This is a genomic window from Achromobacter marplatensis, from assembly GCF_002209535.1.
In the GTDB taxonomy this organism is placed as follows: domain Bacteria; phylum Pseudomonadota; class Gammaproteobacteria; order Burkholderiales; family Burkholderiaceae_B; genus Achromobacter; species Achromobacter marplatensis.
Window position 1 is genome coordinate 426,179 of sequence record NZ_NJIG01000007.1, and the last position, 22,922, is coordinate 449,100.

Consider the following 22,922-nt stretch of genomic DNA (forward strand, 5'->3'; position numbering starts at 1 on the left):
GCTCGAACGTGGAGTAACGGTCGCTTCGAGGCGGGCGAATCGTAGAGTCGCGGGGCACTGACGGGATGTTCCACGTGAAACATCCGGTGCGTGCACCATAGGCACTGTCAGGCCCATGCCAATGTTCCACGTGAAACATTACTCGTCATGCTCGTAAGAGAGGGATGCGGGTCCCCCTGGCGGATTTGCGCAGCGTTTCACGTGGAACATATCGCCGATAGACACGGGGATGGGCTCGCGCTTCGTTTGCAATCCTAGCTGCCATCGGGATGTTCCACGTGGAACATTTGTTCCTGGCAGGCACCTAGCCCGGTACGGACGGCCTGGGATCAACCGTTCCAGTCGGGTTGAGTTTAGGGGCTGAGCGATTAAAAGGGTGCGACGTTTCACGTGGAACATCCCGTAGGGAGTAAACCTCGCTGTTCGCGACGCTCTATTTCGCCATCGACCACACCAGGTGCCGCTGATCGGATTTCGCACTAATAGTCGGCAGATTCCGATTTTCGCGTCGTGTACGGAGGAGGGCGCTTGTGGATCCCTGCTCTACCGCTCAAGCGGAGGTAGAACTCAGGCGCAGGATGTTCCACGTGAAACATGCGCATGCCAAGAAGCAGCGAAGCGCACAAAATGGCCACCCGACGACTCCACGCTCCAGTCTGTTCCACGTGAAACATGACACGCAAAAACACCGGCAGATGCCGACATATTCGCCCCGTACCCTGGACCTTCGTTGCCAAATTCCGACGCGAAGCGGGCAGGGCAGGAAGGTCATCTGCACCCCTATCCATGTTTCACGTGAAACATGCCACCCCTGCCTCTATAATGAGCACCGAACGCTCTCTTATCTCCCCTCCCCATCATGGACTATCCCCGCGAATTCGATGTCATCGTCGTCGGTGGCGGCCACGCCGGCACTGAAGCGGCACTGGCTGCGGCCCGCGCTGGCGCCCAGACGCTGCTGCTGACGCACAACATCGAGACCCTTGGCCAAATGTCTTGCAATCCCTCCATCGGTGGGATCGGCAAGGGCCACCTTGTCAAAGAAGTCGACGCCCTGGGTGGCGCAATGGCTTTGGCAACGGACGAAGCCGGGATTCAGTTCCGTATCCTGAACGGCTCGAAAGGCCCGGCGGTTCGCGCTACCCGCGCTCAAGCCGACCGCGTGCTTTACCGTCAGGCGATCCGGGGCCGCCTCGAGAACCAGCCAAACTTGTGGCTGTTCCAGCAAGCGGTCGAAGATCTGATGGTGGAAGGCGACCGCGTCGTTGGCGCGGTAACCCAGGTAGGCCTGAAGTTTCGTGCCCGGACGGTGGTGCTGACCGCCGGCACGTTCCTGAATGGCTTGATCCACGTGGGCCTGCAGAATTATTCGGGTGGCCGCGCCGGCGATCCTCCGGCGATCTCGCTGGGGCAGCGCCTGAAGGAACTGAAGCTTCCGCAAGGCCGCCTGAAGACCGGCACCCCGCCGCGCATCGACGGACGCTCGATCAACTACAGCATTCTGGAAGAGCAACCCGGCGATCTCGATCCCATCCCCGTGTTTTCGTACATGGGTAACGTGGCCATGCACCCGCGCCAGTTGCCGTGCTGGATCACGCACACCAACGCCCGCACGCACGACATCATCCGCGGCGGCCTGGACCGTTCGCCGATGTACAGCGGCGTCATCGAAGGGGTGGGGCCGCGCTACTGCCCGTCCATCGAAGACAAGATCCATCGCTTTGCCGACAAGGAATCCCATCAGGTGTTCCTGGAACCGGAAGGCCTGGATACGCACGAGGTCTATCCCAACGGCGTGTCCACCAGCTTGCCTTTCGATGTGCAGCTGGACTTGATCCATTCCCTGCGGGGCTTGGAAAACGCGCACATCATGCGCCCGGGCTATGCCATCGAGTACGACTACTTCGATCCACGTGGATTGAAGAGCACGCTCGAAACCAAGGCGATTGCCGGCCTGTTCTTTGCCGGCCAGATCAACGGCACGACGGGATACGAAGAAGCCGCCGCTCAAGGCTTGCTGGCTGGCGTCAATGCCGCGCTGCAGTCGCTGGGCCGCGATCCGTGGACGCCGCGTCGCGACGAAGCCTATCTGGGCGTGCTGGTCGACGACCTGGTCACCCGAGGTGTGACCGAGCCCTATCGCATGTTCACCTCGCGCGCCGAATACCGCCTGAGCCTGCGCGAAGACAACGCCGATCTGCGCCTGACCGAAGTCGGCCGCCAGCTGGGCATCGTCGACGACGCACGCTGGGACGCGTTCAACCGCAAGCGCGACGCGGTGGCGACGGAAGTCGAACGCCTGAAGTCTTCGTGGGTCAATCCGCGGATTCTGCCGGCCGAGATCGCGGAACCGCTGCTGGGCAAGGCAATTGAACGTGAGTACTCACTAGCTGACCTGCTGAAACGCCCGAATGTTTCCTATGAAGCATTGATGGCCACGCGTAATGCCGACGGCTCGCTGCTGGCCGGCCCGGGCGTGGTGGAAGACGAGGTCTTGGCCGAGCAGGTTGAGATCCAGGTGAAGTACGCCGGCTATATCGCGCGCCAGCAGGACGAAGTCCAAAAGCAGATTTCGCACGAGCAACAGCCCATCCCCGCGGATGTGGACTACGACGCCGTGACCAGCCTCTCGTTTGAAGTGCGCCAGAAATTGAAGACGCATCGCCCGGAGACCGTCGGCCAGGCCGCACGCATCTCCGGCGTGACCCCCGCTGCAATCTCGTTGCTGCTGATCCACCTCAAGCGCCTGCACTACGGCTCGCGCAAGCAAGCCGCATGACCGCCCGTATCGATCAGGCCGGCGCTGACATGGCCGGCCGCCTCTCTCGCGCATGCGAGCAGCTGGGGCTGCCTGCCGATGCCGCCGCGCACGACAAGCTGCTGAACTACCTGTCCCAGATGCAGCGCTGGAACCGGACCTACAACCTCACCGCCATCCGCGATCCCCAGCAGATGCTGATCCAGCATCTGTTCGACAGCCTGGCCGCCGTGGGGCCGTTCAGCGAGGCGCTGGGCGCCGCTGGCGCTCCTGCCAAGGTCTACGACGTCGGCTCGGGTGGCGGCCTGCCTGGCGTCGTTCTCGCGATCATGCGGCCCATGTGGTCGGTGACGTGCATCGACGCCGTTGAAAAGAAAACCGCATTCGTGCGCCAGATGAGTGGCGCGCTGGCTTTGCCCAACCTGCAGGCGCGCCATGCGCGCATCGAAACGCTGGAGCCGGCCGAGTGCGACATCGTCACGTCCCGCGCCTTCGCGTCGCTGGACGATTTTGCGCAGCTCGCGGGTCGCCACGTGCGCATCGATGGTACCCTCGTCGCCATGAAGGGCAAGGTCCCCGATGAAGAGATTCAGGCGCTGCATGCGCGCGGGGAATGGCAAGTCGACCATATTCAGCCGCTCCGGGTACCGGAGCTGCAAGCAGAACGCTGCCTGATCTGGATGCGCCGCGGCGAAGAGCGCGGTGAAGGACGCAGTCAAGGAACCCTATGAAGAACTTACCCCCCAGCACAACCGCCCGCGTCTTCTGCATCGCCAACCAAAAGGGTGGTGTGGGCAAGACGACGACCGCCATCAATCTGGCGGCGGGCCTTGCCACGCACAATCAGCGCGTGCTGCTGGTGGACCTGGACCCTCAAGGCAACGCCACGATGGGCAGCGGCATCGACAAGAATGCGCTGGAATCGAACCTGTACCAGGTGCTGATCGGCGAGGCCACCATCGAGCAGGCTCGCGTGAAGTCGGAATCCGGCGGCTATGACGTGCTGCCCGCCAACCGCGAGCTGTCCGGCGCCGAGATCGATCTCGTGCAAATGGACGAGCGCGAACGCCAATTGAAGGCCGCGCTGGACACGGTTGCCGGCCAATACGATTTCGTGCTGATCGATTGCCCGCCGACGCTGTCCTTGCTGACGCTCAACGGACTGGCCGCCGCCCACGGCGTCATCATTCCGATGCAGTGCGAGTACTTCGCGCTGGAAGGTTTGTCCGATCTCGTCAACACCATCAAGCGCGTCCATCGCAATATCAATGACGACTTGCGCGTCATCGGCTTGCTGCGCGTGATGTTCGACCCGCGCATGACGTTGCAACAGCAAGTGTCCGCGCAGCTCGAGGCCCACTTCGGCGACAAGGTCTTCAAGACCGTCGTGCCGCGCAACGTGCGCCTTGCCGAAGCACCCAGTTACGGCATGCCGGGCGTCGTGTATGACCGAGCGTCACGCGGCGCGCAGGCCTATATCTCGTTCGGCGCCGAAATGATCGAGCGCGTCAGGAAAGATCTGAAGTAAGCCTTGCCATGTCTGTCGCAGCGCTCTTTTCCCCGACCGCAACGCATGTCCCCCGCACGCCGCCTGCCGACGTGCGCGACAGCCTGCGCGCGCGGCTGGAAGAGGCCGCGCTGAACGCGACGGCGGTCGGCGCGCAGGTGCTCTATGATGGTTGGCTGGTGCGCTTTGCGCACTCGGAAGCCAAGCGTGTGCGCAGCGTCAATGTGCTGGGGTTATCCACACGTCCGCTGGACGAGCGGCTGGCGTATTGTTCTTCGTTGTATGCGCGCCATGGCTTGCCCATGGTGCTGCGCATTACCTCCATCGGCCCAGATTTTTCGCTGGACGCCGAACTGGAGGCCCGCGGCTATACCTTTACCGGTGAGACCCGAGTCATGAGCATGTCGCTCGCCCCCAGGCCCAGCGTCCGGGGCGGCCTGCATTTCAGGAAAGTCGACACCGGCCGCTTCGCGCAGGCGGTCGGGGCCATGCGTGGCTCGGCGCCCGGGCATATCGGGGAACATGAAGCGCGTCTGCAAGGACTGGCTGTGGATAAGCTGCCGGTGCTCGCATTGGACGCGGCGGGTCAGTGTGTTGCCGCGGGCCTGGCCGTCCGCGACGATGACCTCGTGGGCCTGTTCGACATCGTTACCGACCCGGGGCAACGGCGTAAAGGCTACGCCGACGCCCTGGTGGATTACCTATTGACCGAAGGCGCCGCCGGCGGCGCCACGACGGCGTACCTGCAGGTCGAGCCGGAGAATACAGCCGCGCGGGCCCTGTATGGCCGCTACGGTTTCAAAGACTGTTACGCGTATTGGTACCGTCTGCCCGCCGAGCAGACGGACGCCTGAGCCTGGCTCGGGATACAAAAACAGAAGGAAAGAGGATTTAACTATGGCCACCAAGAAACCCAAGGGATTGGGTCGCGGACTGGACGCCTTGCTGGGCGCAGACGCGCCGGCGATCGACAACATCGGCAAGGCCGTCGCGGCCAAGCCCGAGGGTCCGCCATCCACCTTGCCCATCTCGAAGATGCGCGCCGGCAAGTATCAGCCGCGCACGCGCATGGACGAGGGCGCCTTGGGTGAGCTGGCCGAGTCGATCCGCACGCAAGGCATCATGCAACCCATTCTTGTGCGCGCGCTGGGCGAAACCGCGCCCGGCAATTACGAGATCATCGCAGGCGAACGACGCTTTCGCGCCGCCCAGCTGGCCGGCTTGAAGGAAGTGCCGGTGCTTGTGCGCGACGTGGCCGACGAAAACGCGGCCGTCATGGCGCTGATCGAAAACATCCAGCGTGAAGACCTGAACCCGCTGGAAGAGGCGCACGGCGTGCGCCGCCTGCTGGACGAATTCGGCCTGACGCACGAGCAGGCCGCGCAAGCGATCGGCCGCTCGCGTTCCGCCACCAGCAACCTGCTGCGCCTGCTGAACCTGGCGGCGCCCGTGCAGACGATGCTGCTGGCCGGCGACGTCGACATGGGCCATGCCCGCGCATTGCTGGCGGTCGATGCCGCCACGCAGATCCAGCTGGCCAACCAGATCATCGCGCGCCGCCTGTCGGTGCGCGAGGCCGAAAAGCTTGTCGCGAAGACCGCCAAGGAAACCGAATCCGCGGCATCGCCCCGCAAGAAGGCCAACGGCGTCTCGCGCGACCTGACGCGCCTGGAAGAGGCCCTGTCCGATCACTTGGGCACGCGGGTCGCCCTGAAAGTGGGCGCCAAGGAAAAGGGCCAGATCGTCATCGACTTCCACGGCTGGGAACACCTGAATTCGCTGCTGGAACGTCAAGGCCTGTCCGGAGTCGTGGATGCCTGAGCACGCGCTGCCGGTCGTCGCGGTGCTGGCCACCGGCGGCACCATCGCAGGTGCGCAGGCGGACGCGACCTCGGCGGGCTACAAAGCCGGTTCGTTCTCCGTCAACGATCTGTTGGCGGCGGTACCGCAGCTGGCCGGCATTGCCGAGATCCGCGCCGAGCAGGTCGCCAACGTCGGCAGCCAGAACATGACGCACGACGTCTGGCGCGCGCTGGCCGAACGCGTGGACACGCTGTGCCAGGACGCCTCGGTGGCCGGCATCGTCATCACCCACGGCACGGATACGCTTGAAGAAACCGCGTACTTCCTGAGCCTGGTGATTCAGCACGACAAACCCGTCGTGCTGGTGGGTGCGATGCGTCCGGCCACGGCGCTGGGCGCCGAAGGCCCGGCCAACCTGTACAACGCGGTGGCGCTGGCGCGCCATCCCGACGCGCGCGGCCGCGGGCCGCTCGTCGTCATGAACGAAGACGTGCATTACGCACGCGAGATCCAGAAGATCGCCAGCGCGGGCCTGTGCGCCTTCGCATCGCCCAATCGCGGCCGCGCCGGCGTCATGCATGGCGGCGAGCCGTGCTTCTATTCGCGCAACACCACCACGCACACCACACAAAGCGAGTTTTCACTCGCATTATTGGAGAAGGCCGGCTGGCCGCGCGTGGATGTCGTCTACGCCCATGCCAACCTGCAGGCGGACCTGATCGATTTCCTGGCCGATGTGGCTGACGGCATCGTGCTGGCCGGGGTGGGCGACGGCAACGCCACCGATCTGGGCATCGACGCCCTGAGCCGGGCGGTCACCGACGGCACGGCCGTCGTGCGCGCCAGCCGCACGGGCAGCGGATTCGTGGCCCGCGACGTGGAACTGGACGACGCCAGCCTGGGCTTCATCGCCGCAGGCGACCTGAATCCGCAAAAGGCGCGCATCCTGCTGATGCTGGGCCTGTCCGTCACGCGCGATCCGGCTGCCCTGCAGGCGATCTTCGACCGCTACTGATCGCGCGGCGGCGCGCTTGCCGCGTCGCCTTGCTGCGCCAGACCGAGGTTTGCCCGCAGCATATCGTAGACCTGCCGCGTCAGCGGATTGATCAGATCACGCCTTATCCACAGGAAGTAGGTTACGTCCGGCAAGGGCGGCAGCCCTTCCTTTTCCCCCAGCACCCGCATTTCCGGCCCCAGCAGTTCCACGCTGCGGGCCGTCACGCCCAGCCCGGCGCGCAGCGCGGCTTTGATCCCCACCAGATTCGGCGCCACATAGTTGGTGTGCCACCGCACGCGCGCCTGCTCCAACGCGTTCAGGGCCAGCCGGCGGAAGATGCTGGGCTCGTCGGCCAGCACCAGCGGCACCGGCGCGTGCACGTCATGCACGTAGTCGGCCGAGGCCAGCCAGACGGTGGGGGAGGTGCGCAGCGCGACGCCTTCAAAGTCCTGGTCGAAGCGCGTGGAGATCGTCAGGTCGATTTCACCGGCGCGCAACGCATCCATCAGGAAGGGGCTGCGGTCCACGCGGATCTCCAGCTTCACGCGCGGCGCTGAGCGCGCGATGTGCGTCAGCAGGGTGGGCAGGATGGTGTCCGCTACGTCCAGCGGCGCACCCAGTCGCAGGTCCCCCTCAAGCGGGCCGTCCTGCAGGGCGCGCAGCGCCTCGTCGTTGATGGCCAGCATGTGGCGCGCGTACTCCACCAGCCGGCGCCCGTGCGACGACAGCACCTTGTTGCGCCCCTGCTTTTCGAAGAGAGGCAGGCCGATGGTGGATTCCAGCCGCTGCATCTGCTGCGTGATGGCCGACTGTGTCTTGTGCAGCCGGTTGGCGGCTTCGGAAAAGGTGTCGTGCTGGGCGATGGCCGTCAGCGTGCGAAGAAGATCCAGATCCAGATTGCGCATGGCGGGCTCTAAAGTATTAGCGTTGCTAATGGAATGTTAAGGCAATTTAAATTGTTGGCGCGGGATGCGGGCGATACAGTAAGTGCAATAACTCATGAAACAAGAGGAAAAGACAAAGTGAGCACCGCGCATCCCCATCAGGCCGGCATCGATGCCGCCATCGGAAATATTAAAAAAACTGTAGGAAATAAGGGGCTGAACCGCGACAGCCTGGATGAGGTGCTGCAAGAGCTCGTGGGCTTGGCCAGCCACACCGACTGGTGGGCGGGTGATCGATACGCCGCTCCGGAAGACGGTGAGCGCCAGGCGCGCTACCTGATCGCCGAAGACGACGACAAGAGCTATGCCCTCTATCTGAACGTCATGCGTCCCGGCAACAAGATCGTGCCGCATAACCACACGACCTGGGCCTGTATCGCTGCCGTGGAAGGCGTGGAATACAACTATGTCTATGACCGCACCGACGACGGTTCGGTGCCGGGCGTGGGCCGCCTGGCGAAGACGGGCACGGTCGTGGTCGGCCCTGGCGCCGGCATCGCCTTGATGCCCGACGACATCCACGCCGTCGAGATCCAGGGCGACAGCGTCATCCGTCACCTGCACATGTATGGCCGTGCGCTGGAAACGCTGAACGAACGCCTGGGCTTCGACCTGGAAGCCGGCACCTGCAAGATCATGCCGATCGGCGTGAAGACCCGCCGCTGAACATGAACAAGCCCTACCGGTCCGCAACGCGTTTGCTGCGCGCAGGGCGTCCCCATCAAGGATGGGTGAACACCCCCGTCACGCGCGCCAGCACCTATGTCTTCGACAGCGTCGCCGCTTGGCGCGACACGCGGGAACGCCGCGAACAGGAACGCCTGCCGTCCTACGGCGCGCGCGGCACCGACAGCACGCATGCGCTCGAAGATGCGCTGGTCGAGCTGGAACAGGGCTATCGCGCGGCGCTTTATCCCACCGGCCAGGCCGCCATCGCGACAGTGCTGCTGGCGTATCTGCGGACCGGCGACCATGTTCTGGTGACCGATGCCGTGTATGAACCGGTACGTCGCTTTTGCGTCGAGCATCTGACGCGGATGGGAATCGAATATACGTTCTACCGGCCCGACGGCGCCGGCATCGAAGCCCTGATCCGGCCCAACACCCGCATGATCTATGCGGAGTCGCCCGGGTCGCTGACGTACGACATGCCGGACCTCACCGAGTTATCCACAGCTGCGAAAAAACACGATTGCTGGCTGGCTGTGGATAACACGTGGGCGTCGGGTTTGATATACAAACCGCTGACTTTGGGCGCCGATATCTCCCTGCTGGCGGCAACCAAATACCTGGGCGGCCATGCCGATGTGATGATGGGCGCCGCCGTCGTCAACCGCCGCGCCTGGCGGGCACTGGAACGCGCTTCCATCGATTTTGGCCAGACGGTCGGGGCCGACGACGCATTCCTGGTGCTGCGCGGCATGCGTTCGTTGCCGCTGCGCATGGCGCAGCACGCCCGCCATGCGTTGCGGGTGGCGCAATGGCTGCAGGGCCGTCCCGAGATTGCGCGTGTTCTATGCCCCGCCTTGCCCGGCGATCCGTCGCACGCGCGCTGGCAGCGCGATTGCACGGGCGCCAATGGCCTGTTGACGGTCGAGCTGGCTGACGCGTTCGATACGGCGGATGCCGAGCGGCTGATCGACAGTCTGCGCCTGTTCGGCATCGGCGCGTCGTGGGGCGGCTTCGAAAGCCTGGTGATTCCGGTGCAGCTGAACACGCGCTCGCTGCCGGACCCGACCCCGCGCGGCGCCATGCTGCGCCTGCATATCGGCCTGGAAGATCCCGAAGACCTGATCGGCGACCTTGAACAAGGCTTGTCCGCACTTACCCAATCCCCCCGTTCTCTCCGGATTTCATGATGCATCCCCATTCCGCCCCTTCCGCCGCAGACGTCGACTCGCACACGCTCAAGCAATGGCTGCACGACGGCCGCGAGATCGCCTTGCTGGATGTGCGCGAACACGGTCAATACGGCGAGGCGCACCTGTTCTATGCCGCGCCCGTGCCCTACAGCAGGCTCGAGATCGACATCGTGCGCCTGGCGCCGCGACGCGACGTACGCGTGGTGGTGTATGACAACGGCGGCGGCGATACCACCGCCGAACGCGCCACCCGCGCATTGGCAGCGCTGGGCTATCGCCATGTGCATCGCCTGGCTGGCGGCATCGCCCAGTGGCAGCAGGACGGCTACGCCGCGTTTGCCGGCGTGAACGTGCCCAGCAAGACGTTCGGCGAATTGGCCGAAGAAGTTTTCCATACGCCGCGCATCGGCGCCCGCGAACTCGCAGAACGCCAGCGGCGCGGCGACGATCTGATCGTCCTGGACGGCCGACCCTACGCCGAATACCAGAAGATGAGCATTCCCGGCGGCATCTGCTGCCCGAACGGCGAACTGGCGCTGCGCGCCCACACGCTGGCCAAGGACCCCAACACCACGATCGTCATCAACTGCGCGGGCCGCACGCGCAGCATTATCGGCGCGCAGACCCTGATCAACCTGGGCGTGCCCAACCCTGTCTATGCGCTGGAGAACGGCACGCAAGGCTGGTACCTGGAAGACCTGCAACTGGAGCACGGCGCGCGCCGCCGCTATGACGACGGCGTCGCGGCCGACGAGTTGCCGGCGCTGGCCGCCCGCTCGGCGCAACTGGGCGAACGCCACGGCGTGCCGGTGGTTGATGCCGGCACCGTGCAGGCCTGGTTGCAGGATGGATCGCGCAGCACCTTCCTGTGCGATGTGCGCAGCGCCGAGGAATTCGCCGCGGGCTCCTTGCCCGGCGCGCAGCACACACCGGGCGGTCAACTGGTGCAGGCCACCGACCAATACCTGGCCGTGCGTGGCGCCCGCATCGTCGTGTTCGACGCCGAAGGCGTGCGCGCGCCCGTGGTCGCCAGCTGGCTGCGGCAAATGGGTTGGGACGCGTGCGTGCTGCAAGAGGGCGTGCGCGCCCCGTTGACGAACGACGTGACGGCTGCGCACACGCCCGCCCTCCCTGCGCTGTCCGATGCCGGGCTGGCCGCCGCGTTGGCGCAAGGCGCGCAGGCCGTCGACCTGCGCCCGGGCATGCGCTATCGCGCCAGCCACATCACGGGCGCTGCGTGGTCGATCCGCCCGCGCCTGGACCGCCTGGACCTGGATTCCACCCGCCCCGTCATCCTGCTGGCCGAAGAGGCCGCCGTGGCCGCGTGGGCCGCCGAAGACCTGCGCGCGCAGGGCGTGACGGATATCCAGGTCAACACGGGCACGCCCGCCAGTTGGTCGGCAGCGGGCATTCCCCTGGAATCCACGCCCGCCGTGCCGGCCGACAGCGAGTGCATCGATTACCTCTTCTTCGTGCATGACCGCCACGACGGCAACAAGGCGGCTGCCCGGCAGTACCTGTCCTGGGAGACCAATCTGGTCAAGCAGATCGACGAACGTGAACTGGCGGGCTACCGCTTTCCGGCCGGCTGACGCCGCGCATTGACCCCGCCCGTCAAGGGCGCAAGCGCCAACGCGGCCCGCAGAGGCCGTGTGGCGCGACGACAGACGCATCAACCCGATCAATACGCCCCGTCGGCACGTGCCGACGGGGTGCGGACGGTTCATGGCGAACCGGAATGCAAAGGACGGCCGAGTATCCGGCCGCCGACACAAGGGGAAATTCAGATGAAGCACCATGCATTGCACGCTTGCGGGACGGCCGCTCTGGCGATTGCCGGTTTGATGGGGAGCGCCAGCGCAAGCGCCCAGACGTTGAAGGCGCCCGCCGACTATCCCAAACAGGCCATCACCGTGGTTTCGCCGTTCCCGCCCGGGGGCGGCAACGATGGCGTGGCGCGGCTGATCGCGCAGGAACTGGGCGCCATCGTCGGCCAGAGTGTCGTGGTGGAAAACCGCTCGGGGGCGGGCGGCAACGTCGGCACCGCGCAGGTGTCGCGCGCCAAGCCGGACGGCTATACCCTCGTGATGTCGCAGACCAGCGTCATGGCCGTCAACCCGCGCCTGTACAAGAACGTGGGCTTCGATCCGGTCAAGGACTTCACGCCGATCTCGCAGATCACGTCCGCGCCGCTCGTGCTGGTGGCGCGTACGGAAAGCCCGTACAAGACGCTGGGCGACTATCTGGAGGCCGCGCGCAAGCAGCCGGGCATCGTCACCTACGCCACGCCGGGCAACGGCACCATGAGCCATCTGATGGGCGCGCTCGTGTCGAAAAAGGCGGGCGTGAACTTGGTGCACGTGCCGTACCGCGGCGCCGCGCCGGCCATTACCGATCTGATGGGCGGCACGGTGGATATGCTGATCACCTCTCCCGCATCGGCCGAACCGATGGTGACGGCGGGCAAGTTGCGCATTCTGGCCCTGAGCCATGAAAACAGCATCGGCGTCTTCAAGGGCGCGCCCACGCTCAAGCAAAGCGGCCTGGACGGCATTACCGCCGACGACTGGTATGGCCTGTTCGCGCCCGCCGGCACGCCGCCCGAGCGCGTCGCCTACCTGGCGCAGGCCGTGGCCCAGGCCATGAAGTCGCCCAATGTGATCGCCAAGATCAACAGCGGCGGCAGCTGGCCGGTGGGCAGCCAGCCCGACGCGTTCAAGACGCGCCTGCAGGAAGACACGGTGTACTGGGCGGACATGGTGAAGACCGCAGGGGTGTCGCTCGACTGATGCGTCCCGGCCGGCGGGGGCGCCGGCCTACACCGCCAGCACGTTGCCGACGGCGCTCTTCAGGGCCGCAAAGGCGGGGGACTTCTGCGCGCTGGTGTTGGTCACCAGATGGCCGATGCGGTCCGCGCCGCAAAACGACACGCGGCTGCACAGGCCGATCTTGCTGAAGTCGGCCAACAGCACCAGCTGCTTGGCGTTGGCCGTCATCGCGCGCGCCACTTCGGCCTCGCGCAGGTCGTAATTGGTGGCGCCGCACTCCGCATCCACGCCGACTGGCGACAGCAACGCCAGGTCGGCGCGGTAGCGGTGGATCTCCGCGATGGTGATGTCGCCGGCGGTGGCGCAGACCGGGCCGCCCACCGCGCCGCCCAGCATGATCAGCTGGTTGGCGCCATTGCCCGCCGCACCCACTTTCAGCGCGACATCGAACGAATTCGTGATGATGGTCAGGCCGGACAGCTTGGCCAGTTCGTCCGCCAGCACGCTGGTGGTGCTGCCCGCGTCCAGGAACAAGGTCTGTCCGCTCGCCACGAGGCCGGCCGCCGCGCGCGCGATGGCGCGCTTGTATTTGACGCGCGTGTGCACGCGCTCGGCGATCGGCGGTTCGCTATGTACCGGCACGGCGCCGCCGTGCACGCGGCGCAATTCGCCCATCGCCTCCAGCTCAAGCAGATCGCGCCGGACGGTCTCGCGCGACACACCGAGTTCGCCGACGATGCGGTCGGTCGATACCTGCTGCAATGACGACAGCAGGGCGCGGATTCTCTGATACCGCTCTTCTTGCCACATATCCGATGCTTCCTAATCTATCTCCGCCGCCGCGCCGCACCGGCGATCAACGCGCGCATGGCCAGCAGAGAGCCTCCAACGACCAGCATGATAAGCGTGGAATACGCCGCGGCCTGCGAAACGAACCCGGCCTCGTCCAACCGCAGCACCGATACCGGCGCCACGCTGACGGTGGGCGTCACCAGGAATATCACCGCGGACAGCGTCACCATCGACCGCATGAACAGGAAGAAGAACACGCCCAGCACGGTGGGCGCGATCAGCGGCAGGACCGCATCGCGCAGCACCTGCACCGTGCCTCCGCCCAGGCAGCTCACGGCTTCCTCCAGGGCCTGCGGCACCGCGCGCATCCCCGTCATCATCGTCAGGAAACCTTGCGTGTGATAGTGGTAGAAGTTGCACAGGGCGATCAGCGCCGCGCTGCCGTACAGCGCATATAAGGGCGTGCCGGGCGCATTGAACGCGAAGATGTAGGACAGCCCCAGCACCAGGCCCGGCACCCCGACGGGCAGCACGGAAAGCAGATACACGATCTTGGCCCAGCCCCGTCCGATGCGGCACACGCCAAAGCACAGGAAGAACAGCAGCAGCACGCCGCCGCCGGCCGCGGCCAGCGACAGGTACAGCGAAGTCCACAGGGGCGTGTAGCCGCCGCTGACGGTGATGTCGTAGTGCTTGAGCGTCCATTCCATGCGGTACGGCCACAACCGCATGAAGCTGGCGAACACCACAGTCGCTACCGTCAGGATGATCGTGCCGCAGGCCAGCAGCACGCCAATGCCGAACGCCGCATCGCGCGCCCGCGCAGGCTGGGGTGCCACCCGCAGGCCGCTGGGCGACGCCGACCCGAACTGGCGCTGCGAGGCCACGCGTTCGATCTGCACCGAAATCAACGACGGCAAGAGCAGCAGGATGCCCACCACCGAGCCCATCCCGAAATTCATCTGGCCAGACACCTGGCTGTAGATCTCCGTGGCCAGCACGCGGTAATTGCCGCCGATCACCGCCGCGTTGCCGAAGTCGGTGATGGTGATGACGAACACCACGAAGGCGGCGCTCAGCAAGCCGAACTTGCAGTTGGGCAGGGTGATGTCGAAGAACTGCCGCGTGCCCGAGGCGCCCATGACTTCGGCTGCGTCGTAGTAGCGGGCGTCCATGTTGCGCAACGCGGCCTGCAGGATCAGCACGGCCTGGGGCAGGGCGTAGAACACGTTCGAGATCAGCAGCCCCCAGAAGCCGTAGATGTCGATCTCCCAGCCCGTCCACCGGTGCACCAGCCCGTTGCGCCCCAGGATGAAGATCAGCCCCAGGCCTTGCACCAGCGACGGCGCCAGCAACGGCAGCACCAGCGCCAACCGCACGATCGCCTTGCCGCGCATGCAACTGCGGTCCAGGCCATAGGCGATGGCGAATCCCAGCAAGATACTGACGACGGTGGTCGCGGCGCTCATCGCGAGGCTGTTGACGGTGGCGGTCAGGATGCCGCGGGTGGCGAACACTTCGGCATAGTTGCCCAGCCCGATCGAACCGTCCTTTTCTACGAGGCTGCGCCACGCCACGGTGGCCAAGGGGTACAGGAAGAACAGCGCCAGGCCCGCGAGCGGAACCGCCACGCAGGTCCACAGCAGCAGCCGGTCGGCCGACCAGGGGGCGCGCCCGGCGGGCGCCGCCACGGCCGCGCCCGCATCCAGCGTGCTCATCGGCAGGCCCTACGCGCGCCGCTCATACGCTGACCCAGGCGCATTGCCCGGGTTCCATGTCCAGCCGCACTGGGGCGCCGCGCGACAGGCCTGCCGCGCCGTGCTGTTCCACTACCAGCTCGCGTCCCAGCCACGCGATACGCAAGCGCGTCAGATTGCCCATGAAGGTCATGTCCTGCACGCGCCCCGCCCCTTGCGCGTCGGCAGCGATGCGCAGGTTTTCCGGGCGCAGGCAGGCCTCATAGCGTTCGCTGGCGCCTTCGGGGCGTGTCGCCATCAGATGGGGCATGGCCTCGCGCACCCAATCGGTGGGCAGCAGATTGCTCAAGCCCACGAAGTTGGCCACGAAGCGCGTGCGGGGCCGCAGGTACAGGTCGGACGGCGATCCCACCTGTTCGATCCGCCCATCGTTCATGCAAACGATCTTGTCGGCCAGCGTCAGCGCTTCCTCCTGGTCGTGCGTGACCATGATCGTGGGGATCTTCAGCCGGCGCTGCACCTCATGGATTTCGGCACGCATATCGGTGCGCACGCGCGCATCCAACGCCGACAACGGTTCGTCCAGCAGGATCAGCGCCGGGTCCACGGCCAGCGCGCGCGCCAGCGCCACGCGCTGCTGCTGCCCGCCGGACAGCTGATGCGGATAGCGCGACGCATAGTCGGGCAGCTTGATCAGCGTCAGCAGGTCGGCCACGCGTGCAGCAATGCGGTCCCGCGACTCGCCGCGGATGCGCAGGCCATAGCCCACGTTCTCGGCCACCGTCATGTTGGGAAACAGCGAGTACGACTGGAACACGATGCCGAATCCGCGCTTGCGGGCCGGCAATCCGCTCAGGTCGCGCCCGCCCAGGGTGATGGTGCCGCGGTCGAAAGGCAACAGGCCCGCCACGATGCGCAGCAAGGTCGTCTTGCCGCAACCGCTGGGGCCAAGCAGGCAGACGAATTCGTGTTCGCCGACCGACAGGTCGATGTCCTCCAGCGCCACCGACGCGTCGAAGGTTTTCCGTATCCCGCGCAGTTCCAGATACATGGCGTCTCCCGGACGCTGTGACGGCGGGCCAGGCCCGCCGCGCCAGCCTCAACGCTTGATGGTGTCTTGCCAGGTCTTGATCGTGGCGTCGCGCTCGGCCGCGGACTTCTGGAAGTCCACCGGATACAGCACGGCGGTCAGGTCCTTGGGCAGACCCGCGGCCTCGGCCGCCTTGTTGGGGGCGGCGCCGGGCAGGGTGACCAGTTCCTTGTATTTGCTGTAGAGGCCCCCCGCCTGCGCCGACAGCGTCCAATCCAGGAAGCGCTTGGCGTCCGCGGGGTTCTTGGCCGTCTTCATCAGGCCCGAGGCCTCAAGCTCGTACCCCACCCATTGCTTGGGGATCACCATCTTGACGGGGTAGCCTTCCTCGATCGACTGCATGGCGGGGAAGGCGAACGAGACGCCAATCGCGTATTCGCCGGCGCGCGCCATCTTGCAGGGGCGGGACCCTGACGGCGTGTACTGCGCCACGTTCTTGTCCAGGTCCTTCAGCAGCGCCCACCCTTTTTCCTTGCCCAGGCCCTGCAGCAGCGCGACGATCTGCAGGTAACCCGTGCCCGAGGCGGCGGGGCTGGGAATGACGATCTCGCCCTTGTAGGCGGGGTTGGTCAGGTCTTCCCACGAGGTGGGCATGGGCAGGTTCTTGGATTTCAGCCGGTCGGTGTTCACACAGAAGGCGGCGACGTAGCCGGTGGCGGCGAACCACTTGTTGTCCGCGCCCTTGTACTGGGCGGGCAGGGAGTCGATGCCCTTGGCCGCGTAGGGCTCCAGCAGGTTCTGCAGGCGCGGGTCCAGCATGTTGCTGACGGCAAAGCCCCAGATCACATCCTGCTGCGGGTTCGCGGCCTCGGCAATCAGCCGGGCGCCCAGGTCGCCGGTCGACAGGCGCAGCACGTTGACCTTCACGTCCGGCATGGCCGCGTTGGCCGCCTTCAGGTACGCCGCGATCTCGTCTTCCTCCAGCGCGGTGTAGACCGTGATGGGCCCGGCCTGGGCAGCCTGTGCATAACTTAGGGAAATTACTGCAACCACAACGCTAAGCTTCTTCATACATTGCATGATGGGACTCCGGTGGGAATACGCGGCAACGGTGTGAGCTACTGATGCGGACGGCGACCTTCCTGGATAAGGGTCAGGTTGCAGTTTTAGGTATATTTGCAAATTTGGGGCAACGTGTCTAGACTGGAAAAACCCCTGGGAGCACTGTGATGCAAACCTCCGCCGCGCTGCCGGCGCAGCAATTGGCCGAATATTCCTCGTTCGCCCAAACCCTCGCGGACCGCGTCCGGCCCTTGTCTCGCAAATGGTTCCGGCACCCGCTGTCCATCGATACCAAGGCGGACGAAAGCCCAGTCACGCAGGCCGACCGCGAAGTCGAGGCCGCGCTGCGCGAGGCCATCGCGCAGCACTACCCCCAGCACGGCATCTTCGGCGAAGAGTTCGGCGCCTTGCACACCGAGGCCGACCTCGTCTGGTCGCTGGACCCCATCGACGGCACGCGCGCGTTCATTTCGGGCAACCCCTTGTGGGGCACCTTGCTGGCGCTGCTTCACCGGGGCCGGCCCGTGCTGGGCCTGATCGATATCCCCATGCTGCAGGAACGCTGGATCGGCGCGGCCGATTCCCCGGCACGGCTGAACGGCGAGATCTGCCAGGCCAGCGGCTGTACCGAGCTTCGCAACGCCATCCTGTACGCCACGTCGCCCGACATCTTCGAAGGCGCCGAGCTGGCCGCCTTCGACGCCTTGACGGATGCAGCGCGCATGCGCCGCTACGGAGGCGATTGCTACAGCTATGGACTGCTGGCCAGCGGCCACGTCGACCTGGTGGTCGAGGCCGGCCTGCAACCCTATGACTACCTGGCGCTGATGCCCGTGATCGAAGGCGCGGGCGGCGTCATAACCGATTGGTCGGGGCAGCCGCTCAGCCTCGAATCCCAGGGCCGCGTCGTCGCGGCCGCCACGCCGCAGCTGCATCGCCAGGCGATGCGGGTGCTGGGGGCGGCCATGACCTGAACGCCGCGCCGCCCGCCCGCAGGTCAACGCAACGCTTCAGCCACAAAGGTGAAAGAGCATGCATGCACTAGGGGTAGCAACGGTGGAAGACGCAGAGCGGCTGGTGCAAGCCAGCCCGCTCTCGCATATCAAGGTGGGCTTGTCCGACGTCGACGGCGTCATGCTGGGCAAGTACCTGCGGCGCGACAAGTTCCTGGGCGCGCTGCGTTCCGGCCTGGCGTTCTGCGACGTGGTGTTCGGCTGGGACCTCGATGACCAGCTCTACGACAACACCAAGTACACCGGCTGGCACACCGCCTACCCCGACGCCAAGTTGCGCATCGTGCCGCAGACCGGGCGCCGGTTGCCGCTTGAGCAGGGGCCCGGCGGCGAAGACATGCTGCTGTTCCTGGCGGAATTCGAGGGCGACGCGGGCGCCATCTGTCCGCGCCGGCTGCTGCACCGCACGCTGGACCGGGCCGCAGGCATGGGCTACGACGTCTACGCGGCGCTGGAGTACGAGTTCTTCATGTTCCGCGAAACGCCGCATTCGGTGCGCGCGAAAAACTATCGCAACATGGAAAACTGGACGCCGGGCAACTTCGGCTATTCCATGCTGCGCAGCACGGTCGAGGGCGACTTCTACCGCAAGCTGCTGGGCATGTGCGAACGCATGGACATGCCCATTGAAGGCCTGCATACCGAAACGGGGCCGGGCGTGCTGGAAGCGGCCATCGCGGTGGACCAGGAGGCCGCCGCCGGCGACAAGGCTTTCCTCTTCAAGACCTTCACCAAGGCGTTGGCGCAGCAAAACGGGCTGATGGCCACCTTCATGGCCAAATGGTCGCACGACCATCCTGGCCAAAGCGGCCATATCCACCTGTCGCTGCGCGAGAAGAAAAGCGGCCGTTCGGCGTTCTACGACGAATCCCAACCGCACGGCATGAGCGCGGCGCAGACGTCCTTCATGGCGGGCGTGCAGCGCTACCTGCCCGAGTTCATGGCGCTGTACGCGCAGACGATCAACAGCTATTCGCGTCTGGTGCCCGGCTATTGGGCGCCGCTGGACGCCACCTGGGGCATGGAAAACCGCACCACCGCGCTGCGCCTCATCCCGGGCAGCGACAAATCGCAGCGCGTCGAAGTGCGCATCGGCTCCGCAGACGCCAATCCCTACCTGGCGCTGTCAGCCGCGCTGGCCTCGGGCCTGTACGGCATCGAGCAAGGGCTCAAACCCGAACCCATGGTGCAAGGCAACGCCTACACCCAGAAATTTCCAGCGCATCTGCACCTGCCCACCACCTTATGGGAGGCCGCGCAGCGTCTGCGCGAATCCGAGGCGGCCCGCCACCTGTTCGGCGACCCGTTCGTAGAGCACTACGCCGCGACCCGCGAGTGGGAAGAACGCCAGTTCCGGCGCCACGTGACCGACTGGGAGCTGGCGCGTTATTTCGAAATCATCTGATTCCGTCCAACTGCTTGCATAGGGCCACCATGACCCAGGAACTCATCACCATCAGTCCCATCGACGGGCGCGAGGTCGTGCGCCGCGCCTATGCCAGCGAAGCGCAGATCGCCCAGGCACTGGCCCAGGCTCAATCCGCGCAAGCCGCCTGGCAGGCGCTGGGCGTGGGCGAACGGGGGCGCATCGTGTCGGCGGCGGTCGACCGTTTCGTCGCGGCCAAGGACGAGATCGCGCGGGCCATCACGATCCAGATGGGACGCCCCTTGCGCTACACGCCGGCCGAAGTCGCTGGCTTTGAAGCGCGTGCGCGCCATATGATCTCGATCGCCGACGCGGCGCTGGCGCCCATCCGCGTGCCCGACCAGGCGGGCTTCACTCGCTTCATCAGCCGTGAGCCCATCGGCGTTTCCCTGACCGTCGCGCCGTGGAACTACCCGCTGCTGACGGCCGTGAACAGCATCGTCCCGGCCTTGATGGCCGGCAACACCGTCATCCTGAAGCACTCCGACCAGACCCCCTTGTGCGCCGAGCTGCTTGAACGCGCATTCCGCGACGCCGGTGCGCCCAAGGGCGTGTTCCAGTACCTGCATGCCAACCACGACACAGTCCAGCGGCTGATCCGCGCACCCGAGATCGGCTACGTGTCGTTTACCGGATCGGTGCGCGGCGGACGCATCGTCGAGGAAAGCGCGGCGGGGCGCTTTATCGGCGTAGGCCTGGAGCTGGGCGGCAACGATCCGGCCTATGTGCGTGCCGACGCCAAGTTGGACCACGCGGTCGACACCCTGGTCGATGGCGCCTTCTTCAATTCGGGCCAATCCTGCTGCGGCATCCAACGCATCTACGTCGCACGGCCGCTGTACGACGAGTTCGTCGAACGCGCCGTTGCCCTGACGAACGGTTACGTACTGGGCAATCCGCTGCACGCCGATACGACGTTAGGTCCCGTCGTTCGTGCGCGCGCGGCGGCGGATATCCGCGAAGTCATCGCCGAATCCGTAGCGGCCGGCGCCCAAAACCTGATTGATCCCTCGCATTTCGATAATGCGAGTGAAAGCTCGCCTTATGTCGCGCCCGCATTGCTGACGCGAGTAAACCATCGCATGCGCGTCATGAACGACGAATGCTTCGGTCCGGTTGTCGGCATCATGCCGGTCGATACTGACGGTGAGGCCGTCGCGTTGATGAACGACAGCCCCTACGGACTGACGGCCGCGGTCTTCACGCAGGACGAAGACGCCGCGTTGGCGCTGGGCCGGCAAGTGCGCACGGGCACCTTCTTCATGAACCGTTGCGACTACCTGGACCCCGCGCTGGCCTGGACGGGTGTCAAGAACACGGGGCGCGGCGTGTCCTTGTCGGTCGTCGGCTACGAACAGCTCACGCAAGCCAAATCTTTTCATCTTCGCAGCGTCTGACCCGACGCCTTCAGGAATCGAATCATGACTGTGCCAAGCGTCAACTGGAACTTTCCCACCGCCATCAAGGCGGGTCCCGGCCGCGTCAAGGAGCTTGCCGATTGGTGCGCCGAACTCGGCATGCGGCGGCCCTTGCTCGTCACGGATCCCGGCCTTGCCGCATTGCCGATGGTGAGCGACGCCGTGCGCGCCTGCCGCCAGGCAGGCCTGGAGTGCGGCCTCTTCCACGAGGTCAAGGGCAACCCGACGGGCCGCAATGTCGAAGACGGCGTGGCGGCGTACAAGCAGGGCAGGCATGACGGCGTCATCGCTTTCGGTGGCGGCTCGGCGCTGGACGCAGCCAAGGCGATTGCGCTGATGGTGGGCCAGAAGCGGCCGCTGTGGGACTTCGAGGATATCGGCGACAACTATCAGCGCGTGAACGTCGGCGGCATGGCGCCTGTGGTCGCGGTACCCACCACGGCGGGCACCGGGTCCGAAGTGGGCCGCGCGTCGGTCATCACGGACGAGGCCGCACAGGTCAAGCGCATCATCTTCCATGCGCGCATGTTGCCGGCCATCGTCATCCTGGACCCGGAGCTGACGGTGGGGCTGCCGCCGAAGATCACTGCGGCAACCGGCATGGACGCGCTGTCGCACAACCTGGAAGCCTACTGTTCGCCGTTCTTTCATCCGATGGCAGCCGGCATCGCCATCGAAGGCATGCGCCTGGTAAAGGAATATCTCCCGCCAGCCGTGGCCGATGGCAGCGACCTGCAAGCCCGTCAACAGATGCTCGTGGCTTCAAGCATGGGCGCCACGGCCTTCCAGCGCGGGTTAGGCGCTATGCACGCGCTGGCGCATCCGCTGGGTGCGCTGTACGACGCGCATCACGGCATGCTGAACGCGATCCTGATGCCGTATGTGCTGAAAGCCAACCAGCACGCGGTGGCACCCCGGCTCGAGGCGCTGGCCCGTTACCTGGATTTGCCCGCCACGGGCCCCGGGGCGGTCCTGGACTGGGTGCTGCATCTGCGCGAGGCCGTGGGCATTCCCCATACCCTGGCCGAAATTGGCATCGACGAGGGCCAGGCCGAGCGGGTGGGGCGCATGGCCAGCGAGGATCCTTCAGGGGGAACCAACCCCATTATTTTCACGGCCGACGACTATTCACAACTTTTGCGTGCATCAATTCGCGGAAACCTGTAAGCTTCGCCCCCTCTGCGCGGAAACGCGTGTGGTTGAACGAAAGTTTTGAATATTTTCATCCGAAGGGTTTGACACCGGATTCGAAAGTGTTCATAATCTCAAGTTCTCCGCTGGAGGGGTGCCCGAGTGGTTAAAGGGGGCAGACTGTAAATCTGTTGGCCTTGCGCCTACATTGGTTCGAATCCAATCTCCTCCACCAGAGACCCAACTCTGAATCCAGGCGATGTCTGCCTGGATTTTAAAATTAGGCCTAGGGAACTGGGCGACCTTCGCAAAGAAGGTTGTAAGGTTCCCCAGGCCTTGATTTTGAAAGGTTTGGGAAAGAGAAGGTGATGGGTATGCCGCGGGTGTAGCTCAATGGTAGAGCAGAAGCCTTCCAAGCTTACGACGAGGGTTCGATTCCCTTCACCCGCTCCAAGATTTTTAAATGCCCATGTGGCTCAGTGGTAGAGCACTCCCTTGGTAAGGGAGAGGTCGCGCGTTCGATCCGCGCCATGGGCACCACAAATTTCCAAGTTCTTTTCTTCAGTCTGAAGCGCAATCCAGGTCAGGAGTCAGCCATGGCAAAAGGCAAGTTTGAACGTACCAAGCCGCACGTGAACGTGGGTACGATTGGTCACGTTGACCACGGCAAAACGACGTTGACGGCAGCTATCACGACCGTTCTGTCGAACAAGT

Annotated in this window: 20 protein-coding genes and 3 tRNA genes; 18 read left to right on the top strand and 5 right to left on the bottom strand. The window is 65.2% G+C overall.

Features of this window, described 5'->3' with window-relative positions; genetic code table 11:
• Positions 1-859 precede the first annotated feature (859 nt).
• From mnmG to CEY09_RS19375, 6 genes are read left to right on the top strand one after another with little or no spacing between them, the layout of a single operon-like run.
• Positions 860-2,779, top strand: a complete 1,920-nt coding sequence (mnmG, locus tag CEY09_RS19350) for a tRNA uridine-5-carboxymethylaminomethyl(34) synthesis enzyme MnmG (protein WP_088589897.1) — start codon at positions 860-862, stop codon at positions 2,777-2,779.
• The gene (rsmG, locus tag CEY09_RS19355; RefSeq protein WP_088589898.1) at positions 2,776-3,489 is read left to right on the top strand and encodes a 16S rRNA (guanine(527)-N(7))-methyltransferase RsmG; all 714 of its coding nucleotides are present in this window, start codon (positions 2,776-2,778) and stop codon (positions 3,487-3,489) included. The genes mnmG and rsmG overlap by 4 nt, the downstream gene beginning before the upstream one ends.
• Complete coding sequence (locus CEY09_RS19360; RefSeq protein WP_006227953.1) at positions 3,486-4,286, top strand: ParA family protein; 801 nt, start codon at positions 3,486-3,488, stop codon at positions 4,284-4,286. The genes rsmG and CEY09_RS19360 overlap by 4 nt, the downstream gene beginning before the upstream one ends.
• A gap of 8 nt (positions 4,287-4,294) precedes the next feature.
• The gene (locus CEY09_RS19365; protein WP_088589899.1) at positions 4,295-5,119 is read left to right on the top strand and encodes a GNAT family N-acetyltransferase; all 825 of its coding nucleotides are present in this window, start codon (positions 4,295-4,297) and stop codon (positions 5,117-5,119) included.
• A gap of 43 nt (positions 5,120-5,162) precedes the next feature.
• Complete coding sequence (locus tag CEY09_RS19370; RefSeq protein ID WP_006227955.1) at positions 5,163-6,086, top strand: ParB/RepB/Spo0J family partition protein; 924 nt, start codon at positions 5,163-5,165, stop codon at positions 6,084-6,086.
• Complete coding sequence (locus CEY09_RS19375) at positions 6,079-7,083, top strand: asparaginase (RefSeq protein WP_088589900.1); 1,005 nt, start codon at positions 6,079-6,081, stop codon at positions 7,081-7,083. The genes CEY09_RS19370 and CEY09_RS19375 overlap by 8 nt, the downstream gene beginning before the upstream one ends.
• Here CEY09_RS19375 and CEY09_RS19380 read toward each other — a convergent pair.
• Positions 7,077-7,970: a LysR substrate-binding domain-containing protein gene (locus tag CEY09_RS19380; RefSeq protein ID WP_006227957.1), complete on the bottom strand. Its 894-nt coding sequence runs from the start codon at positions 7,968-7,970 to the stop codon at positions 7,077-7,079. The genes CEY09_RS19375 and CEY09_RS19380 overlap by 7 nt on opposite strands.
• A 117-nt stretch (positions 7,971-8,087) precedes the next feature.
• Between CEY09_RS19380 and CEY09_RS19385 the strand changes: the two genes are divergently transcribed.
• From CEY09_RS19385 to CEY09_RS19400, 4 genes are all read left to right on the top strand, one after another.
• Positions 8,088-8,675 (top strand): cysteine dioxygenase family protein, encoded by a 588-nt coding sequence (locus CEY09_RS19385; RefSeq protein WP_088589901.1) that lies wholly within the window; start codon positions 8,088-8,090, stop codon positions 8,673-8,675.
• A gap of 2 nt (positions 8,676-8,677) precedes the next feature.
• Positions 8,678-9,868: a cystathionine beta-lyase gene (metC, locus tag CEY09_RS19390; RefSeq protein WP_088589902.1), complete on the top strand. Its 1,191-nt coding sequence runs from the start codon at positions 8,678-8,680 to the stop codon at positions 9,866-9,868.
• Positions 9,865-11,463 (top strand): rhodanese-like domain-containing protein, encoded by a 1,599-nt coding sequence (locus tag CEY09_RS19395; RefSeq protein ID WP_088589903.1) that lies wholly within the window; start codon positions 9,865-9,867, stop codon positions 11,461-11,463. The genes metC and CEY09_RS19395 overlap by 4 nt, the downstream gene beginning before the upstream one ends.
• A gap of 195 nt (positions 11,464-11,658) precedes the next feature.
• Positions 11,659-12,660, top strand: a complete 1,002-nt coding sequence (locus CEY09_RS19400; RefSeq protein ID WP_088589904.1) for a Bug family tripartite tricarboxylate transporter substrate binding protein — start codon at positions 11,659-11,661, stop codon at positions 12,658-12,660.
• Positions 12,661-12,687: 27 nt separating this feature from the next.
• Here CEY09_RS19400 and CEY09_RS19405 read toward each other — a convergent pair whose 3' ends face one another.
• From CEY09_RS19405 to CEY09_RS19420, 4 genes are read right to left on the bottom strand one after another with little or no spacing between them, the layout of a single operon-like run.
• Entirely contained in the window at positions 12,688-13,449 is a 762-nt protein-coding gene (locus CEY09_RS19405) for a DeoR/GlpR family DNA-binding transcription regulator (protein WP_088589905.1), read from the bottom strand.
• A gap of 17 nt (positions 13,450-13,466) precedes the next feature.
• Positions 13,467-15,149 carry an ABC transporter permease subunit gene (locus CEY09_RS19410; protein ID WP_088589906.1) on the bottom strand — a complete coding sequence of 561 codons (1,683 nt, stop codon included), beginning with the start codon at positions 15,147-15,149 and terminating at the stop codon, positions 13,467-13,469.
• Between the two features lie 22 nt (positions 15,150-15,171).
• The gene (locus CEY09_RS19415) at positions 15,172-16,179 is read right to left on the bottom strand and encodes an ABC transporter ATP-binding protein (RefSeq protein ID WP_088589907.1); all 1,008 of its coding nucleotides are present in this window, start codon (positions 16,177-16,179) and stop codon (positions 15,172-15,174) included.
• A 48-nt stretch (positions 16,180-16,227) separates the two neighbouring features.
• On the bottom strand, positions 16,228-17,238 hold the full coding sequence (locus CEY09_RS19420) for an ABC transporter substrate-binding protein (protein ID WP_208625070.1): 1,011 nt from the start codon (positions 17,236-17,238) through the stop codon (positions 16,228-16,230).
• Between the two features lie 149 nt (positions 17,239-17,387).
• Between CEY09_RS19420 and hisN the strand changes: the two genes are divergently transcribed.
• The 8 genes from hisN to CEY09_RS32570 form a co-directional block, all read left to right on the top strand.
• A complete protein-coding gene (gene hisN / locus CEY09_RS19425) occupies positions 17,388-18,194 on the top strand; it encodes a histidinol-phosphatase (RefSeq protein WP_088589909.1) in 807 nt (268 codons plus the stop codon).
• Positions 18,195-18,252: 58 nt separating this feature from the next.
• Positions 18,253-19,638 carry a glutamine synthetase family protein gene (locus CEY09_RS19430; RefSeq protein ID WP_088589910.1) on the top strand — a complete coding sequence of 462 codons (1,386 nt, stop codon included), beginning with the start codon at positions 18,253-18,255 and terminating at the stop codon, positions 19,636-19,638.
• 29 nt (positions 19,639-19,667) lie between these two features.
• Positions 19,668-21,056 carry an aldehyde dehydrogenase family protein gene (locus CEY09_RS19435; protein ID WP_088589911.1) on the top strand — a complete coding sequence of 463 codons (1,389 nt, stop codon included), beginning with the start codon at positions 19,668-19,670 and terminating at the stop codon, positions 21,054-21,056.
• Positions 21,057-21,080: 24 nt separating this feature from the next.
• Positions 21,081-22,244, top strand: a complete 1,164-nt coding sequence (locus CEY09_RS19440) for an iron-containing alcohol dehydrogenase (protein ID WP_088589912.1) — start codon at positions 21,081-21,083, stop codon at positions 22,242-22,244.
• A gap of 112 nt (positions 22,245-22,356) precedes the next feature.
• Positions 22,357-22,443 (top strand) — tRNA-Tyr (locus CEY09_RS19445).
• A gap of 144 nt (positions 22,444-22,587) precedes the next feature.
• Positions 22,588-22,661 (top strand) — tRNA-Gly (locus tag CEY09_RS19450).
• 12 nt (positions 22,662-22,673) lie between these two features.
• Positions 22,674-22,748, top strand: a tRNA-Thr gene (locus CEY09_RS19455).
• Positions 22,739-22,922, top strand: a 184-nt coding sequence (locus tag CEY09_RS32570; protein WP_234818343.1) for a GTP-binding protein, incomplete at its 3' end; no start/stop codon positions are given. The genes CEY09_RS19455 and CEY09_RS32570, both read left to right, overlap by 10 nt.